The organism is Streptomyces sp. NPDC048057 (assembly GCF_040653095.1).
In the GTDB taxonomy this organism is placed as follows: Bacteria; Actinomycetota; Actinomycetes; order Streptomycetales; family Streptomycetaceae; genus Streptomyces.
The window spans coordinates 351727-369500 of record NZ_JBEZNF010000001.1 but is presented as its reverse complement, the minus strand read 5'-3'; the positions used below and the strand labels follow the sequence as shown (position 1 = coordinate 369500).

Annotated in this window: 15 protein-coding genes; 7 read left to right on the top strand and 8 right to left on the bottom strand. The window is 69.5% G+C overall.

From position 1 onward, the window contains the following. Window positions 1-133: 133 nt before the first annotated feature. A complete protein-coding gene (locus AB0E05_RS01740) occupies window positions 134-2494 on the bottom strand; it encodes a glycosyl hydrolase family 18 protein (protein ID WP_361957000.1) in 2361 nt (786 codons plus the stop codon). 401 nt (window positions 2495-2895) lie between these two features. Then, the gene (locus AB0E05_RS01735) at window positions 2896-3504 is read right to left on the bottom strand and encodes a DUF5753 domain-containing protein (RefSeq protein WP_361956997.1); all 609 of its coding nucleotides are present in this window, start codon (window positions 3502-3504) and stop codon (window positions 2896-2898) included. A gap of 133 nt (window positions 3505-3637) precedes the next feature. Here AB0E05_RS01735 and AB0E05_RS01730 point away from each other — a divergent pair, with 133 nt between their 5' ends. From AB0E05_RS01730 to AB0E05_RS01710, 5 genes are all read left to right on the top strand, one after another. Further along, entirely contained in the window at window positions 3638-3841 is a 204-nt protein-coding gene (locus tag AB0E05_RS01730; protein WP_361956994.1) for a hypothetical protein, read from the top strand. 1 nt (window position 3842) lies between these two features. Next, a complete protein-coding gene (locus AB0E05_RS01725; RefSeq protein WP_361956991.1) occupies window positions 3843-4379 on the top strand; it encodes a DUF6879 family protein in 537 nt (178 codons plus the stop codon). After that, window positions 4376-5218, top strand: a complete 843-nt coding sequence (locus AB0E05_RS01720) for a helix-turn-helix transcriptional regulator (RefSeq protein ID WP_361956988.1) — start codon at window positions 4376-4378, stop codon at window positions 5216-5218. Before AB0E05_RS01725 ends, AB0E05_RS01720 begins: the two co-directional genes overlap by 4 nt. A gap of 275 nt (window positions 5219-5493) precedes the next feature. Continuing rightward, window positions 5494-5907: a hypothetical protein gene (locus tag AB0E05_RS01715; RefSeq protein WP_361956985.1), complete on the top strand. Its 414-nt coding sequence runs from the start codon at window positions 5494-5496 to the stop codon at window positions 5905-5907. 145 nt (window positions 5908-6052) lie between these two features. Next, window positions 6053-7111, top strand: coding sequence for a peptidase (locus AB0E05_RS01710; protein ID WP_361956982.1), 1059 nt, complete (start codon window positions 6053-6055; stop codon window positions 7109-7111). A gap of 78 nt (window positions 7112-7189) precedes the next feature. On the opposite strand, the gene AB0E05_RS01705 is transcribed toward AB0E05_RS01710, so the two are convergent. Then, entirely contained in the window at window positions 7190-7309 is a 120-nt protein-coding gene (locus AB0E05_RS01705) for a DUF397 domain-containing protein (protein WP_361956979.1), read from the bottom strand. After that, window positions 7266-8210 (bottom strand): DUF5753 domain-containing protein, encoded by a 945-nt coding sequence (locus AB0E05_RS01700; protein ID WP_361956976.1) that lies wholly within the window; start codon window positions 8208-8210, stop codon window positions 7266-7268. The genes AB0E05_RS01705 and AB0E05_RS01700 overlap by 44 nt, the downstream gene beginning before the upstream one ends. Window positions 8211-8597: 387 nt before the next feature. Here AB0E05_RS01700 and AB0E05_RS01695 point away from each other — a divergent pair, with 387 nt between their 5' ends. Next, window positions 8598-9014, top strand: a complete 417-nt coding sequence (locus AB0E05_RS01695) for a hypothetical protein (protein WP_361956973.1) — start codon at window positions 8598-8600, stop codon at window positions 9012-9014. Window positions 9015-9036: 22 nt separating this feature from the next. On the opposite strand, the gene AB0E05_RS01690 is transcribed toward AB0E05_RS01695, so the two are convergent. The 4 genes from AB0E05_RS01690 to AB0E05_RS01675 all read right to left on the bottom strand — a co-directional run bounded on the left by AB0E05_RS01690 (window position 9037) and on the right by AB0E05_RS01675 (window position 12917). Beyond that, window positions 9037-10026 (bottom strand): malate dehydrogenase, encoded by a 990-nt coding sequence (locus AB0E05_RS01690; protein WP_361956970.1) that lies wholly within the window; start codon window positions 10024-10026, stop codon window positions 9037-9039. 192 nt (window positions 10027-10218) lie between these two features. Further along, window positions 10219-11223: a DUF2690 domain-containing protein gene (locus AB0E05_RS01685; RefSeq protein ID WP_361956967.1), complete on the bottom strand. Its 1005-nt coding sequence runs from the start codon at window positions 11221-11223 to the stop codon at window positions 10219-10221. A gap of 193 nt (window positions 11224-11416) precedes the next feature. Continuing rightward, the gene (locus tag AB0E05_RS01680; RefSeq protein WP_361956964.1) at window positions 11417-12040 is read right to left on the bottom strand and encodes a DUF3017 domain-containing protein; all 624 of its coding nucleotides are present in this window, start codon (window positions 12038-12040) and stop codon (window positions 11417-11419) included. 7 nt (window positions 12041-12047) lie between these two features. Continuing rightward, complete coding sequence (locus AB0E05_RS01675) at window positions 12048-12917, bottom strand: bifunctional methylenetetrahydrofolate dehydrogenase/methenyltetrahydrofolate cyclohydrolase (RefSeq protein WP_361956961.1); 870 nt, start codon at window positions 12915-12917, stop codon at window positions 12048-12050. A 221-nt stretch (window positions 12918-13138) separates the two neighbouring features. Here AB0E05_RS01675 and AB0E05_RS01670 point away from each other — a divergent pair, with 221 nt between their 5' ends. After that, the gene (locus tag AB0E05_RS01670; protein ID WP_361956958.1) at window positions 13139-17773 is read left to right on the top strand and encodes an RHS repeat-associated core domain-containing protein; all 4635 of its coding nucleotides are present in this window, start codon (window positions 13139-13141) and stop codon (window positions 17771-17773) included. Window position 17774: the final 1 nt, after the last annotated feature.

Here is a 17774-nt window from a genome sequence, read left to right as displayed (position 1 = left end):
GCCGCCGGGCTGTCAGGGAGAGCCGTTCTCTTCAGTTGTCCGGTTCAGACATCCGGTTCAGATGCCCGGTGCCACCCGGTGTCCGGTGCCACCCGGTGTGAGCGGGTGGCACCGGTGTGTCCGTCGATCGGCCTCAGCAGGGACCCTGGTCCTGCCAGACGCCCCACTCGCCGGTGGTCCCGGGCTCCTCGCCCTTCGTCCACCACTTCGACTTCCACGCCTTGCCCTTGTGGGAGACGGTCGCGCCGGCGCCGTACTCGCTGGTCGCGCTCCACGGGGCCGCGGTGCAGGTACCACCGTTGGCGCCGCCGTTCGCTCCACCGTTCGCACCGCCATTGGCCCCACCATTGGCGCCGCCGTTCGCGCCGCCATTGGCCCCACCGTTGGCGCCGCCGTTGGTGGCCGAGCCGTCGCCCGGCTCGACGAGCTTGGTGCCGCGCGCCAGGTCGGCCGCGATGGCGTACGTCTTGCCGCCGAAGGTGACGGTCCAGTTGGACGGCGTCGAGGTCGGCAGGTAGTAGACGAAGTCCAGCTCGACGGAGGCGCCCGGCGCCACCGACTGCCACGCCGGGAGCTTCAGCGAGACCCGGTGGAAGTCACCCTTCAGACCGCCCACGTTGTTGCCGGTGTGGTCGCTCTTGATGATCTGTGTGCCGAAGCCGGACTGGTCCTTGGCGTTGGCCGGCGCGGAGGTCCCGTAGTCGAACTGGAACTCCGTGCCGCCCGGCAGGGTCGCCTTGGTGTTGTTGGTGATCTTCAGCTTGGGGCTGATCGGGTAGTTCGAGTCACCCAGCGGGAACTGTCCGAACTCGACGTCGACGTTGATCGCGTCGGTGGGCAGGGTCGCGTTGGACTTCTTCACCCCGTACGGCGCAGCCGCCTTGTACTTGTCGTACATCAGCGAGACCAGCGAGGAGCCGGGCTCGTACTGGCCCTTGGCGGCGTTGTAGTCGTAGTCGCCCGCCAGCTCCCAGATCATGGTGCCGCCGAGGCCCTTGTTGACCACGTAGTCGGCCTTGGCGCCCATGGACTGCTCGTCCTCGGTGGAGATGAAGACCTTCTTCTCCGCGTTCCACAGCCACGGGGCAACCATCGTGGAGTCGTACTTGCGCACGTACTTGCCGGTCAGCTTGGTGTCCGCGGGCAGGCCGAACTTGGGCAGGTAGTCGGGGACGACACCCTTCTCCAGGTTCTTCGCGTGCCACATCGGGTTGAAGCCCGCCGGGGACTCCTTGCCGTTGGTGTCCTTGTCGTGCCAGACGTTGTCGATGCCGACGGCGCCGTCACCGCACTTGGTCAGTCCGGAGCCGGGCGGGCAGGTCGTCGCGGACGCCTTGCCCCACAGTCCGTCGGTGCCGCCCTGGACGTTCTTCCAGCCGCGGGTGTACGTCGGCACGCCGATGTTGATGCGGCCGGCCGGCATCGAGGCGCGGAAGTAGTGGGCCGCCCAGTCGGTGTTCAGGTAGCCGATGCCGCCGTACTGCGCGGTCGTGTAGACGCCCGCACCCGCCAGCTCGGAGTCCTTGCCGTCGTCGTACAGCGCGGCGTTCGGCCCGACGTGCTCGTTCCAGGTGCCGTGCAGGTCGTACGACATGATGTTGAGGTAGTCCAGGTACTTCGTGGTCTGGAACGTCTCCATGCCGCGCAGCAGGTACCCGGAGGACGGCGCGGCGACGGTCAGCAGGTAGTGCTTGCCGTCGGCGGCGCTGGCCCGGTCGAGCTTCTCGCGCAGGGTCTTCATCAGCACGTTGTAGCTCTTGTTGAGCCCGGCGCGGCGTGCGTTGGCCTCCGGCCAGTCGGCCGGGTTGCCCGCGTCCTTCATCGACGTCGGGTACTCGTAGTCGATGTCGACGCCGTTGAAGCCGTACTTGCGGATGAACTCGACGGAGGAGTCGGCGAAGGTGTTGATGCCGGCCTGGTTGACGGAGCCGTCGGCGTTCGTCGTCGTCTTGTAGAAGCCGCCGCTGTCCGTCCAACCGCCGACCGAGATCAGCGTCTTGACGTTCGGGTGGGCCTTCTTGAACTTCGTCAGCAGGTTGAAGTGGCCCTTGTACGGCAGGGCCGGGTCCATCTCGGCCCCGGCGACGCCCGGCCAGGTCATCCCGGTGTTCGCGTTGTCCGGCCCGTCGGCACCGATGGTGATCTTGTTGGCCGAGTCGATGCCCGCGAAGGCGTAGTTGATGTGGGTGATCTTGTCCCACGGGATGTTGTTGGCGAGGTAGGCCGGACGGCCGTCCTTGCCGGTGCGCCAGTTGGCGAAGTAGCCGATGATGCGGCGCTGGTGGTCCGCGCCCATCTTCTCGCGGCCCTCGGTGTCGTACACCGAGCAGTACGGCACGTCGACGCCGGGCGTCGTGTACAGCCCTTCGGGCCGGCACTGCTCTTGCGAGGCGGCCTGGGACACGCCTGACGAGAGCGTCGTCGCCAGCAGCGCACCGATGGCGGCGGCGCCGGCGGCGAACAGCGTCGCCCTCGTTCGTCTGGGGGACAGCACTTTCGGATCCTCCTGGTGGGGGGCCCGCGCCCGCCAGGGACGCAGGGTGTTCTGGCCACGCACAACTTCTATGGGGGGTGGGCGCGTTGACCCCTGGACAGTCAGGTCCCGGGGGTCGGATCCGCAGAGGTGAACGAGACATTAAAAGGACTAGACCAGCCAGTCAATAGGTCTGGACCTTTCGGCGTGATTCCCATGTGGCCAATACACGCGTCCGGACATGCCTCCGGCGCACCGGCCGTGTTCCTCCCGCCCTGCCTCGTGGTCACCTCGAACGGGGACGCTACTCGCGGCGGGCGGGCGCTTGGGCGGTTGTGAGAGCACTCTCATGAGCCCGGTGGTGTGCCGGGCGCAGGGCGGCAAGCCCGCCGGAGGAGGTGTCACAGGGTCGGGCGTGCCCCTCAGCCCAGAGCCGTGAGCTCTGCCTCGATCAACTCGCGAGCATCCACCCCGTAACGAGTCGACTTCTGCAACATCTTGAACACCCGTTCATAGAGGGCGACTTCAGATGGTTCGGTGATACTGGCGCTCGCCGAGTACGGCTCGATCTCCACCCGTGCCCCGTCCAGAATGGTGAACGAGTTCGACGGATAGGCGGCCATGGGCGCCCGCGCCGGAATGACCCCGAGTGTCAGTCCCGGAGTGTCCATGGCCTCCAGGATCCGCCGTAGCTGCGCACGCATGACGTTGACGCCGCCCATGTTCGTGCGCAGTGCCTGCTCACCGAGCAGTACGTGATACTCCCGCCCTGCCAGCCCCAGGTACTGCGCCCGCGCCGTCCGCGCGGCGACACCCTCTTCGACGTCGTCCGGGATCTGATGGACGTCGACCACGAGACGGAGCACAGCACGGGCGTAATCGGGCGTCTGGAGCATGCCCCACACGAGGTTGTCGCAGTAGTGACGAGAGTTGCGGGTCTGCCGCACCAGGTCGAGGAAGGCTTCCTGAGTGGGTCCCGTCCCCTGCTGGAGCAGTTCGTCCCAGTCATCGTTCCGCTGATCCGTCGTCATGGAGGATGTCTTCCCTTCTCGGCCGAGCAATCGAACCGCGCAACAGTCGCGGCAGGAGCAATCTGCCGCAACCGAGCACCGAGCGTGTGCGATCTGCCACATTCTGGTGATCCACAAAACGGAAGGAGAGGCCATGACCCTCAAGTTTCTCGGCACGACCTCCGAAGAGGGGGACTGCCCGACGCTGTACGAGGTGATCGAGACCGGGGACATCGTCGTCCAAGGAGACCGACTCCTCGACGCGAACCACCTCGCACAACTGCGCGACGTGAAGGACTCGGAGACCTTCGTGGTCGTACCCCGGGCGCTGCTGACCCAGTTCGCGCCCAAGGAGTGACATGAGCAAGGTGACGCCCTTCGCTGAGGCATCCCACCTCTTCGAGGAGTTCGAGCACACCGCCTGGCGGCTGGAGACCCGACGGGGCTACGCAACCGACCGCCGGAGCGAGAAGTGGCAGCGGTGGCTGAGCGGTGCGGGCATCGACCACGAACCCGACAACCGTTGGCACCTCAATGTGCGGGCCCAGACCGCACTCGGCAAGCGCTTCGAGCGGGTACGCATCGTCGACGATCCGCCGACGGACGGCCAGCGGTACCTGCTGGACACCGCTCCGGGCAATGTGGCGGCCGGAGAGGACATGCGGAACCTCGCACGCGCGGAGGCGATACGTCTGGGATTGCCAGAGTTCGACTTCTGGCTGTTCGACTCGCGCGTGATGATGAAGTTCCACTTCGACGCTGAGGGCACAACCCTCGGTGTCGAGGTCATCGAAGACGCCCCCGACGTACTCGCAGCGTGTCAGGCCCGAGATGCCGCCTGGCACTACGCGATCCGCACCCACGAGTACCGTGAACGGGTACGTTCCACCGTGTGAGTACTGACTTCCAGCGAGCCAGGACCGCCCTCGGTGCGCGACTTCGTGAGCTGCGCATCGAGGCCGGGCACGACGGCAAACGGATCGCCGAATGCCTGGGCTGGCAGCGCTCCAAAGTCAGCCGGCTGGAGAACGGGAAGCAGACACCGTCTCCGGTCGACCTACGGGCTTGGGCGGTGGCGGTGGGGCGGCCGGACCTGGCGGACGATCTGGTGCGCCAGGTCGCCAGCCTCGAAACCCGCTACCGATCGTGGCGGCGCCAGCTCGCGGGGGGACATCGCGCTCGCCAGGAACTGGGCATTCAGGTCACCAACAGCACCGACTTCACGCGATCGCTGGAGGTCGCGCGCGTGCCGGGGTTGCTCCAGACGGCCGACTACGCCCGGAACGTCTTCACCGTGAACTCGGAGTTCCGCGGCACGACCAAGGACGCAGAAGAGGCCGTTCGCGCGCGGCTACGGAGGCAACAGGCGCTGTACGAACCGGGCAAGAGGTTCCACTTCCTCGTGTGGGAAGGTGCCTTGCACGTCCTCACCTGCTCGAAGTCGGTCATGGCCGCACAACTCGACCGGCTGACGAGCCTGATCGGCCTCGACACCGTCTCTCTCGGAATTCTTCCTCTCGGCGCCGAGCTGCGCCGTGCGCCGACGCACGGCTTCTGCATCTACGACCGCCGCCTCGTGATCGTCGAGACGACCGGCACCGAACTCTGGCTCGACGACGAGGAGAGCATCCGCACCTACGAGCGGGCATGGGAATGGTTCGCCGACTGCGCCGTCTACGGGAGCCAGGCGCATCGGCTGATCATCCGCGCCCGGGGCTGCATCCAAGGCTCCTGAGCAACTGAGCACATCAGGCGGCGGCATCTAACAATCCCGAGCAATCGCATGGATTTCACCTCATTCACCTCCATAGCTTCGAGATCTACGCGGACAAGTGCTCCGCACCACGAAGTGCGCTGGAGGATGCCATGCGCGATCACGCAGCAGCGAACACCTGGATCACGTTTGTCGACCCCGAGGACGACGACGGCAAGGGCGGCAACGAGAGCGGCGGCTGCGGGGACGGCGACGGCTGCGGTCGTCGCTGACCCGCACGGCTCAAGGACAGCGCCTTGCAACGACACCACCACGGCTACACCTGGCTCGGCAGCGGTTTCGACCTCCACCAGGACGGCCCGCGCCGAGCCGTACACCCCACCTTCGCCACGAACCCCCTACCGCCCCTGGAGGTGGCGCACTGGCTCCTGAAACCCGCCTCGCTCGTACGGGGTACCTACGACGGGCCCCGCGAGGCCGCGGAGTGGTTCGCTGCCCAAGTACGCCCGCACGCTGCAACGTTCGCCACGCAGCCGGACCCGTTCACGATCGATGACCGGATCCCGGCGATCGCCGAGCAGGTCGCGGACGGCGCGGATGTCGTCGGCGGCTGGTGGCTGACCGGACAGCGCTTCCTGTCCGTGACCCTGGTCGCCTGCTCGCCCCATCGACTCCGACCGTCGTACGCCTGCCCAGTGGAACTGCGTTGAGCGACATGAACGGGCTGGCCCCTTCCGGCGCTGCCGGGGACCACACGACAGAAAGATCTCCCTGACCGGATCCTCACATCGTCGCGCCAGGCTTCTTCGAGCCGGAAGAGCAGGAAGAGCCGGACGCGCCAGAGAAAGAGGATCCATGCCCGACCACTCCGACCGTCGCCCCTCCCCCGCCCGACGCGGCGGGGCCCTCGCCGCCGTGGCCGCCGTCGCCTTGCTCTCCGCGCCCGCCGCCGTGGCCGCTCCGACGGCCCCGAGCAGCGCAACGGAATCCGCGTCGGCCGTCGTGCACCCCGTCGCCCCGACCGCCGCCGACGAGAAGGCGGTACGGGACTACTGGACGCCCGCGCGGATGGCGGCCGTCCTCTCCGACCCGCCGTCGAACCGGCCGCCCGCCGGCGGGCCCGACGGAGCCGCCTGGCAGGGGTCCGCCGCGCTCTCCAAGTCCGTGGGACGGCTCTTCTACACCGACCGCGACGGCGAGGACTCCAGTTGTACGGCCACCTTGGTGACCGCCGCCAACCGGAGCACCGTGGTGACCGCCGGGCACTGCACCCTCGGGCACAACCTCCTTGGTGACGACGCCCGGTGGAACACGAACCAGCTCTTCGTCCCCGGCTACCGCGACGCCAAGGCCCCGCACGGCACCTTCGCGGTGCGGCTCGCGTCCGTGCACCCCGAGTGGGTCAAGAGCGGCGAGAACTCCCCATACGACCAGGCGTTCCTCGCGCTCGGGCGCAACGCGGCCGGCGAGCGCGCCGCCGACGCCGCCGGGTCCACCCAGCGGCTCGGGTACGACAAGCCGGGCAACCTCCCGGTCCAACAGTTCGGCTACCCCCGCGCCTCCGCCTACAAGGAAGCGAACCAGGGACGGCCGGAGTTCACGGGCAAGCGGCTGGCGCACTGCTGGGGCACGGCCAAGGAGACCATGGGCTGGGGCGAAGTGCCGAAGCCCGAGGACCGGTGGGGTGTCCGTTGCGACATGGGCGGCGGCTCCAGCGGCGGGCCCCGGGTCGCGGACTTCAACAACTCGACGGGGAAGGGCGCCGTCGTCGGCGTCAACAGCGGCAGCTGGCACATGACCGAGGCCGGCCGGGCCTGCGAGGCGCCCGCGGCGGACTGCCACCGGTACCTCGTCGGGCCGCGGTTCACCAAGCAGGTCACGCAACGCCTGTTCGCCGCGGTGCAGAACTCGTAGGTCGCGCAGCCTGCCCAACCGAAAGCCCCGCCGCGCCCGAGGACAACGGGGCGGCGGGGCGCGGAGTTCGGTGGACGACTACGCGTCCGTGCGCCTGGCGTACTCGACCAGGTCGGCGAAGGCCGTGTGCGTCAGGAGCAGGACCGGGCCGTCCTCAAGCTTGCTGTCCCGGACCGGGACGACGGGGAGTCCGTCCACGATTTCGACGCAGTTCCCACCCTCCTGGTTGCTGTAGCTGGACTTGCGCCAGGCGGCGTCGCTGAGGTTGAGCTGGGACACGCGCACTGCTGTCCTCCATGTACGACCGGATCATGTCGAGCGACATGAATGGGGGTAGGGCCTGAGCCCTGAGCCGATCGTACAAAAGTGAGTAGTACTTGACCTCTTCAGGCTCTTCGACCAACCAGCCGAAGTCTGAGCCCTCCCGATACGCGAGGACCGTGCCGTCCGGCATGTCCAGAACATCGAGTGAGCCGCCCATCGCCTCGTGCGCGCCCTCGCTGTAAGGGAGCACCTGGAGCGTGATGTTCGGTCGTTCGGCCGCTGCAAGCAGGGCCGCCAGTTGGGTTCTCATGACGTCCTGGCCCCCGATCGGCCTGTGCAACACCGCTTCGTCCAAGACGACCCAGAGATGCGGTCCGTGCTGCGCGAACACGCGTTCCTGTCGCGCCAGTCGGGCCGCAACTCGCTCTTCAAGTTGCTCCGGCGTTTTGAGAGTTCGTCCGACGCTCAGCATCGCGCGGGCGTATTCCTGGGTCTGGAGCAGGCCGTGCACCGAGTGGGCCGTGTACGCCCGGACCTCCAGGGCTCGCGCCTGTGCCCGCAAGTACGCCCGCGACCAGTTCGGGTACGCCTCCGCGTGGACGTACGGCCACAACTCCTCGAAGAGCCGGTCCGTATCGAAGATGCGGTCAAACGCCCGCGACAACTGCAACGTCGGCTTCGCGCCCGTTGCCCGCTCGATCTGCGCGATCCGCGAATGTTCCACCGGGATCATCGCCCCCAACTCCCGCTGGGTCCAACCGCGCCCCTGCCGCAGTCGCCGTAACCGGCCGCCGTACAGCTCCGCCATCGACGGGGTGTCCATGTCCTTGGCCATAGCTTCGCCCTCCGTGGATCCACGGTGTTTACGACCTCGGTCGTCAACACCGACCTCCTGGCGAGGTTATGCACGGAAGTCCAGCCTTGTGAGGCAGAACGAACCATTCCGCCCCGGACGATTTACGAGGAGAGGCGCGGCTATCAGGCATGCCAGAAAACAGCACAACCCCCGCCTGCGCGTTCGAATTGACCGCACTGAATGCGCGACCGAGAACGGGTGACGTGGTCTTCGACGCCGCCACGCAAAAGGTCGGGCGGGTCATGGACCAGATGTGCCGACTCGTGCAACTCAGACCGCTGGACGGCGGACGGGAATGGGACGCGTCACCCGACGACCTCACGCCCGTGTCGCTCACGCCACCGCCCGCCGCCGGAGCGCGGTGACATGAACCCCGTACCCCCCACACCCCGCACACCACCCCGCCGCATCTGCGCCGACCTCGCGACCCTCCCCCTCCAACTGGTCGTCCTCACCCAGGACATGTGGCCCGATCCCCCGGCCCATCCCATCCAGATCGTGACCCGGCTGAGGTGCGCGCTGGAATCGCATGAAAAAGGGCCGCATTTCGACCTCGTGCGTGAACTCGACGACAGTGAGGAAAACGAAGTCTGGGCGCAGTGGAAAACCGGAAGAGATCCCTCCGCCGTCACGCTCCTCCGTGACTGCCCCGCGGACAACGGGGCTCCCGGTGGCGCCCATGAAGCGTGCGTGCTCTTTGCCGGGCATCCCGGTGGGCACAGCTACGAATTCACGGACCCCGAGTACGACGCCATTCGCGATGGCGGTACCCGGGGTCCGTGAAAAGGAATCCGCTACGGCTGGATCAGATGAGGCCGAGCGCGCGGACCGCCTCGCGCTCCTCCGCCAGCTCCTGCACCGACGCGTCGATGCGGGCGCGCGAGAACTCGTTGATGTCCAGGCCCTGGACGATCTCGTACCGGCCGTCCTTCGTCGTGACGGGGAAGGAGGAGATCAGGCCCTCCGGGACGCCGTACGAGCCGTCGGACGGGATGCCCATGGAGGTCCAGTCGCCGTCCGCGGTGCCGTTCACCCAGGTGTGGACGTGGTCGATCGCCGCGTTCGCCGCCGACGCCGCCGAGGAGGCGCCACGGGCCTCGATGATGGCCGCGCCGCGCTTGGCGACGGTCGGGATGAAGGTGTCCGCGAGCCACGCCTGGTCGTCGATGACCTCCGCCGCGTTCTTGCCCGCGATCTCCGCGTGGAAGACGTCGGGGTACTGCGTGGCGGAGTGGTTGCCCCAGATCGTCAGGCGCTTGATGTCGGAGACGGCCGCACCCGTCTTCGCCGCGAGCTGGGAGATCGCGCGGTTGTGGTCGAGGCGGGTCATCGCCGTGAAGCGGTCGGCCGGTACGTCCGGCGCCGCGGCCTGGGCGATCAGCGCGTTCGTGTTCGCCGGGTTGCCGACGACGAGCACCTTGATGTCGTCCGCCGCGTGGTCGTTGATCGCCTTGCCCTGGGGCTTGAAGATGCCGCCGTTGGCCTCCAGCAGGTCACCGCGCTCCATGCCCTTGGTGCGCGGGCGGGCGCCGACGAGCAGGGCGACGTTCGCGCCGTCGAAGGCGACGTTCGGGTCGTCGGTGATGTCGATGCCGCGCAGCAGCGGGAACGCGCAGTCGTCCAGCTCCATGGCGGTGCCCTGGGCGGCGCCGAGGGCGGGGGTGATCTCAAGAAGGCGCAGCTTGACCGGCACGTCGGGGCCGAGCAGGTGGCCGGAGGCGATGCGGAACAGCAGCGCGTAACCGATCTGGCCGGCCGCGCCGGTCACGGTGACGTTCACGGGGGTGCGGGTCATGGCGATCTCCGTAAGACAGCTGGCGGATGGGGGTCCGTGCCCCTGGGTCGGATCCCTCTCCGCATCCATCCGCATCCGTCCGCACGCTTCCGCTTCTCACGGAGTTCTCACGAATCTTGATGTGAAGAGACATCCAGCCGTCAGGCTATCCGACCCGCACGACCGCGCCCCTCCGGCCCCTCGTTGCGTTCCTCACGGCGTGACGACCGTGCAGGCCGTGGTGCCCGTCGCCAGCGTGGCGCAGCCCTTCGCGTCCGTCCCCTTCTCCGTCGCCGTCATGGGCGTGTACGCGTCGGTCCCGCTGGTCACGGTGCCCTTCTGGGCACCCTTGCCGCCGACGCTGATCCGTACGGAGTCCCCGGAGGTCGCATCGGCGATGCGGGCCCAGGCCGCCCGGCACACCTCGCTGTAGCGGACCTCGATGCTGGCCTCCCCCACGGTCGCCTGCGACACGGTCCGGGCGAACCGGCCGCCGCACCCCATGGCCTCCGGATTGCGACCCGTGCAGTCGTCACCGGTGCACTTCACGCCCGCGGGCCGGGCGCCGTCGGTGTTGGCGGCGGTGGAGGGGGAACTGCTCGCGGTGAGCGAGGGCAGCGGCGCCTTCGCGACGGGCACGGCGCGGTCGCCGTCACCGTCGCCGCCCGTCGTACCGCCCAGGTCCGTGAGGAAGACCGCCGCCACGATCACCGCGAGCGCACCGGCGACGCCGGTCAGGAACATCACGATCCTGCGCTTGGCGCCGAGGTCGCGGCCGGTTGCCGGCGGCGGGGTCGCCGGGCCGCCGCCGTCGCGCAGGACGGCGTTCCAGCGCGCGGGTTCCGCCGGGGGCCCGGGCTCCACCGGGCGTTCGCCCTCACGCTTCGCCAGCCCTTCCTTCACCTTGGCGACCCGCAGCTGCTCCGTCGCCCGGTCCCGCCCCGCCTCCGCCCGCCGCGACGCCTGCGCCGCGCGCTCGCGCACCGCGGTCAGGCCCTGCTCGCCCGTGCCGGTCAGCCGGGCCAGCGCGGTGACCGCGCTGTGCGGTGGTACGAGGCGCGCATCGAGGTAGCGCTCCCAGGACGTCGGGTCGAAGCCGGTCTCCGCGGCGAGTCCGGCGAGGTCCAGACCGCTGTGGTCGACGAGTCGGCGCAGGTGCTCGGTGAGCTCCCGGAAGTCCGGGTCGAGCCCGTCCGGCAGCGCCTTCCACTGCGGCATGTCCTACCCCCTGTGTTCCCCCCCGACGGTCCAGTCTCCCACCAGGGGACCGCCCGGCGCACGGCACCGGAATCACCCCGTCCGAGGCGGGCGTCCCAGCCGTCCCCCTGGGTCGTTTCCAGCACCCGAACGCCGCCCGGACATGCGGAAGGCGCCCGCCCCCAGGGGGGAACGGGCGCCTCGGGAACCGCCGTCACCTCGTCTCGCGGCCGACCAGGAAGTGGACCACGTCCTCCAGGAACGGTATGTCCAGCCAGGGGTTCGGCTGCGCCATCGCCGCCAGCAAGCAGATGACCGTACCCAGCAGCCCGTACGTGATCATGTCCGTGAACCGCGACCGTACGGCGAGCATGCCGACGGACGGCAGGACCCGCCGCATCACGGCGGCCGTGATCAGCGCGGCGCCGACGATCAGCGTGCCGAGCCGGAACGCCCCGGAGAACGGGTCCGTGCCCACGATCACCAGGCCGAGCGCGACCAGGCCCGTCACGGTCAGCAGCGGCCACTGCCGGGCGGGGGCGGGCGCGTCGCCCGGTGCGGCCCGGCCGCCGCCCTCCGGGCGGGCGGTGTCGGTCGTCATCTTCGGCGGCCGACGGGTGAAGCCCTTCCCAGCGCCCGTGCCGGACTCGTCACCCGCGCCGGACTCGTCGCCCGCACTGGACTCGTCGCCCGCGCCGTCTTCCGCGGCGCCCTCCGCGCCCTCCTGCTCGGGGGGAACCGCCGCGTCCTCGTCGGGCACGCCGTCGGCGCGGCCCGCCGACAGCGGCCCTTCCGCCGCCCGACCGGTCTCCCGGTCGCCATTCGTCCGTACGCCCATGGCCAACTCAGCCCTCCGCTGCCGCTTCCGCCGCGCGCTCCGCCGCCTCGACGACGTTCACCAGGAGCTGGGCGCGGGTCATCGGGCCAACGCCGCCGGGGTTCGGGGCGACCCAGCCGGCCACCTCGACGACCCCGGGGTGCACATCGCCGACGATCTTGCCCTTCTCGTCCCGGCTGACGCCGACGTCCAGCACCGCGGCGCCCGGCTTGACGTCCTCCGGCTTGATCAGGTGCGGCACGCCGGCCGCGGCCACGATGATGTCGGCCTGCCGCAGGTGCGCGGAGAGGTCGCGGGTGCCCGTGTGGCACTGCGTCACGGTCGCGTTCTCCGACTTGCGGGTGAGGACCAGCGGCATCGGGCGCCCGATGGTGATCCCGCGGCCGACGACGACCACGTTCGCGCCCTTGATCTCCACGTCGTGGTGGCGCAGCAGCTGCACGATGCCGTACGGGGTGCAGGGCAGGGGGCCGGGCACGCCCAGCACCAGCCGGCCCAGGCTCATCGGGTGCAGTCCGTCGGCGTCCTTGGCGGGGTCCATCAGCTCCAGGACGCGGTTGGCGTCGATGCCGTCGGGCAGCGGGAGTTGGACGATGTAGCCGGTGCACTCGGGGTTGTCGTTGAGCTCCCGGACCACCGCCTCGATCTCCTCCTGCGTGGCGGTGTCGGGAAGTTCGCGCTGGATGGACGCGATGCCGACCTGGGCGCAGTCGCGGTGCTTGCCGTTGACGTACCAACGGCTGCCCGGGTCGTCGCCGACGAGGAGCGTGCCGAGCCCGGGGACGACGCCCTTCTCCTTGAGCGCCGCCACGCGGGCGGTCAGTTCGGACTTGATCGCGGCAGCGGTGGCCTTGCCATCGAGAATCTGGGCAGTCATACCCCCATCCTCGCGGATGGCACCGCCCTGGTTCCAATTGCGCCCCCGCGGCCCGCGCGACGAACCGGCGACAGGGCTGCGACCTGCGGGTTCCCCACGTGCCGTGGCGCACTCTTCACTCTCGGTGCCGAACCTCCCGGAACGGGCCTTCCATGTCATGATCACGCGGCACCCTGAGTTCCAGTTGTCGCGGTGCACTCAGCAGCACGGGGGAGAGCACGATGGGTTACACGATTCCAGAGGGCGTCGACACGATGTTGGACGTCGTGGGCGTGGGCTGGCCGAACGTCGACGAGGACGCGTACCGCGACATGGCGGACGCCCTGCGGGAGTTCGCGACGGACGCGGACGACGACGCCGGCACCGCCCACGGACACATCCAACGCCTGCTGTCGACCGGGCAGAGCGAGTCCCTGACGGCGCTCGACAAGCACTGGAAGAAGGTCCAGGGAAAGAACAAGGACCTCGCGGGCGCGGCCCGCATCATCGCCGGGGCGCTCGACCGGGTCGCGGACATCATCGTCGCGCGCAAGGCCGCGGCGGTCGCCGAGTTGGCAGACCTGTGTGCCACGGTCGGGATCGCCCTGGCGGCGGCCCCGTTCACCATGGGACTCACCACCCTCCTCGCCGGTGGGAAGATCGTCGCCACCCGGATCGCGTTCAAGAAGATCCTCAAGGAGATGGCGGAGGCGGCGGTCGCGGAGATCACCGCCACGCTCACCCAGCCCGCCGTCTCCGCGCTGGAGAACATCGTCACCGATCTGGCGATCCAGACCGCGATGGACGTGACCGGCGCGGACGGCAGCACGCAGATCAACTCCGCCGGCAGCAACGGCGGCAGCGGTGGTTCCGGGGGCACCCTGGGCATCGATCACGACGCGCACGGCTCGACCGGCAGCAGGCTGGCGAACGTCCAGGTGTCGATGGACGGCCGCGCCAAAGGCAAGATCGACAAGGCCAAGGGGCACCACGGACGGGCCAAGGGCAAGGACTCCCTCACCGCCGTCCTCGACGGCACCATCGAAGGCGTCGTCGAGAAACTCATCAAGGGCCACAAGCACCTCGGCGACCACGTGGGCAAGAAGCTCCCCGACGCCCTCGGACAGAGCTCCAAGACCCACAAGAACACCGACAAGGACGTCGACGACCGCCTCAAGAAGATCACCGGCAGCGGCAAACGCGACACCGACGACCTCACCAACAAACGCGCCGAAACCGGCGCCCCCGCCCGCAAACACCCCGACGACGTCCGCACCCAACCCGCCTCGCTGGACGACGTCAAGAACGACCCCCGGCGCCACTCCGTCCCCCTCGACAAGAAGACCTGCCGGAACGACCCGATCGACATCGCCACCGGCGAGATGACGCTGCCGCAGACCGATCTGGTGCTGCCCGGCGTCCTGTCGCTGGCGGTGCGCCGCACCCATCTGTCGGGGTACCGCTACGGGCACTGGTTCGGCCGCAGTTGGGCCTCCACCCTGGACGAGCGCGTCGAACTCGACGCCGCCGGCCGCGGCGCGATCTGGGCCCGCGAGGACGGATCCGTCCTCGTCTACCCGCGACTGCCCGCCCCCGGCGACCCGGACGGCGTGCTCCCCCTGGAGGGCCCGCGGCTACCTCTGGTGCATGGCGGGCAGCAGGACGCGGAGACGTCGTACCTGGTCACCGACGCGGCGACGGGCACCGTCCGCACCTTCACCGGCAGCCCGTACGGCGAGTCCTCCGCCTTCTGGCTGCGGGAGATCGAGGACCGCAACGGCAACGGCGTCACCTTCCAGCGCCGCCCCGACGGCAGCCCCACCAGGGTCGTCCACGACGGCGGCTACCAGGTCCGCACGACCGTGGTCGACGGCCGCGTCACCGAACTGTCGCTACGCACCCCCGACGGCCCCGTCACCGTCCTCACCTACGGCTACGACGGCGACAGCAACCTCGACGCCGTCACCAACTCCTCCGGCCTGCCGCTCCGGTTCGCCTACGACGCCGACGCGCGCATCACGTCCTGGACCGACCGCAACGACTCCACGTTCCAGTACGCGTACGACCCGGCCGGGCGCGTCGTGCGGACCGTCGGCCCGGACGGCACCCTGTCCTCCTCCTTCGCGTACGAGACCGACCCCACAACCGGCGCCCGCGTCACCCGCTACACCGACTCCACCGGCGCGACCACGGCCTTCCACCTCAACGACCTGCTCCAGGTCGTGGCGGAGACCGATGCGAACGGCGCGACGAGCCTCTTCGAGCGGGACCGCTACGACCGGCTGCTGAGCAGCACCGACCCACTGGGCCGCACGATCGGCGTCACGTACGACGCGGACGGCTCCGTCACCTCGGTGACCCGCCCCGACGGCCGCGCGACGACCGTCGAGCACGACGGCGCCGGCCTGCCCGTCCTCGTGACCCAGCCGGACGGCAGGACCGTCCGCCAGGAGTACGACGACCGGGGCAACCGCACGTCCGTGACCGGCCCCACCGGCCTCACGACCCGCTTCGGCTACGACGGCCGGGGCCGCCTGGCGTCGACGACCGACCCCCTCGGCAGGACGACGTCGCTGCGCTGCGACGACGCCGGTCTCGTCGTCGAGTCCACCGATCCGCTGGGCGCCGTCACCGGGTACGCGTACGACGCCTTCGGCCGCCCCGTCGCGATCACCGACCCGCTCGGCCGGGTCACCCGGCTGACGTGGAGCACCGAGGGCCGGCTGCTGCGCCGCGCGGAGCCCGACGGCAGCGAGCAGACGTGGACGTACGACGGCGAGGGCAACGTGCTCGGCCGCACGGACCCCGCCGGCGGGCGGTCCTCGTACGAGTACGGCGCCTTCGACCGGCTGTCCGCGCGGACGGGCCCGGACGGCGCCCGCTACGAGTTCGCCCACGACACCGAACTCCGGCTCACCCAGGTCACCGACCCGCGCGGGCTGACCTGGACGTACGCGTACGACCCGGTCGGCCGGCTGATGTCCGAGACGGACTTCGACGGCCGGACCCTGCGCTACGGCTACGACGCCGCCGGCCAGTTGACGTCCCGCACCAACGCGCTCGACGAGACGACCCACTACGCGTACAACGCGCTCGGCCAGCTCGTCCGCAAGGACGCGGCCGGCGCGGTGACGGAGTTCGCGTACGACGTCTTCGACGAGCTGGCGCGGGCCACCGGCCCTGACGGGACGCTCGACCGGATCCGCGACGCCCTCGGGCTGCTGCGCTCCGAGACGGTCGACGGCCGCACGCTGAGCTTCGCGTACGACGAGTGGGGCCGGCCCGTGCGCCGCACGACGCCCAGCGGAGCCGTCAGCGAGTGGGCGCACGACGCGGCGAACAACCTCACCCGGCTGACCACCTCGGGCCGCACCCTCACCTTCCAGCACGACGCCGCCGGCCGCGAGCTGACACGGACGATCGGCTCGTCCCTCACCCTCACGCACGGCTTCGACGAACTGGGCCGGCTCACCGAGCAGCACCTGGTCGGGCAGGACGGCACCACCGTGCAGCGCCGGGGCTACGGCTACCGTGCCGACGGCCACCTCACCGACGTGGACGACTCGATCGGCGGCCGGCGCAGCTACACCCTGGACGCCGGCGCCCGCGTCACCGCGGTCGAGGCGGACAACTGGTCGGAGAGTTACGCCTACGACGCCGCGGGCAACCAGACCGCCGCGTCGTGGCCGGCCTCGCACCCGGACGCCGACGTGGCCACCGGCCCGCGCTCGTACACCGGCAGCCGGCTCACCGACGCCGGCGGGCTCCGCTACGAGCACGACGCCCAGGGCCGGGTGGTGCTGCGGCAGAAGACCCGGCTGTCCCGCAAGCCGGAGACCTGGCGCTACACCTGGGACGCCGACGACCGGCTGGTGGGCGCGGTGACCCCGGACGGGGCGGTCTGGCGCTACCGGTACGACCCGCTGGGCCGGCGCTCCGCCAAGCAGCGGCTCTCCCCGGGCGGGGAGGTCGTGGAGGAGACCACCTTCACCTGGGAGGGCTCGACCCTCTGCGAGCAGACCACCGCGGCGCACGAGGGGGCGGAGCACCCCGTCACGCTGACGTGGGACCACCGCGGGCTGCACCCCGTCGCCCAGACGGAACGCATCCTCTCGGCCTCCCGGGAGGAGATCGCCAGCCGCTTCTTCTCCATCGTCACGGACCTGGTCGGCACCCCGACCGAACTCGTCGACGAACAGGGCGAGATCTCCTGGCGCAAGCGCTCCACGCTCTGGGGCACGACCCTGTGGAACCGCGATGCGACCGCGTACACGCCGCTGCGTTTCCCGGGCCAGTACTTCGACCCCGAAACGGGGCTGCACTACAACGTCTTCCGGACCTACGACCCGGAGACGGCGCGCTATCTCAGCCCCGATCCGTTGGGCCTCTTCCCGGCACCCAACCCTTCGACGTACGTGCACAATCCGCTCACCTGGTCCGATCATCTGGGGCTGGCGCCGGACGAATGCACCATCACGGTGTACCGGAAGCAGACGCGTCATCCGCTCAGCCACCGGATCCACATCGACGACAACGGCAACGTCCGGATCAGCGGAAAGAACTCGCTCTACGTCAACATGAGCGACGACATCCGGCACACCACGGAATTCCGTGAGGGCGAACCGGGACAGATCGTCTCCTTCGAAGTCCCGAAGAGCTTCTTGGAATACGTCCGACGGGACGCCGTCCCCCAGGAGCAGCCGTCGGACCTGGGCTTCACCAAGGCGGAATGGAAGGAACTGAAGAAGTCCTATCCGGAGATTTCCGACCCGACGAGGGGGACGGACCTCTACGGCCTCCCGAACGAAGTCATCGAAAAAATGAGAAAGGTCATCATTCCGGGCTCTGGTAAGATCGTTCAGGATTTTGATGACTGAA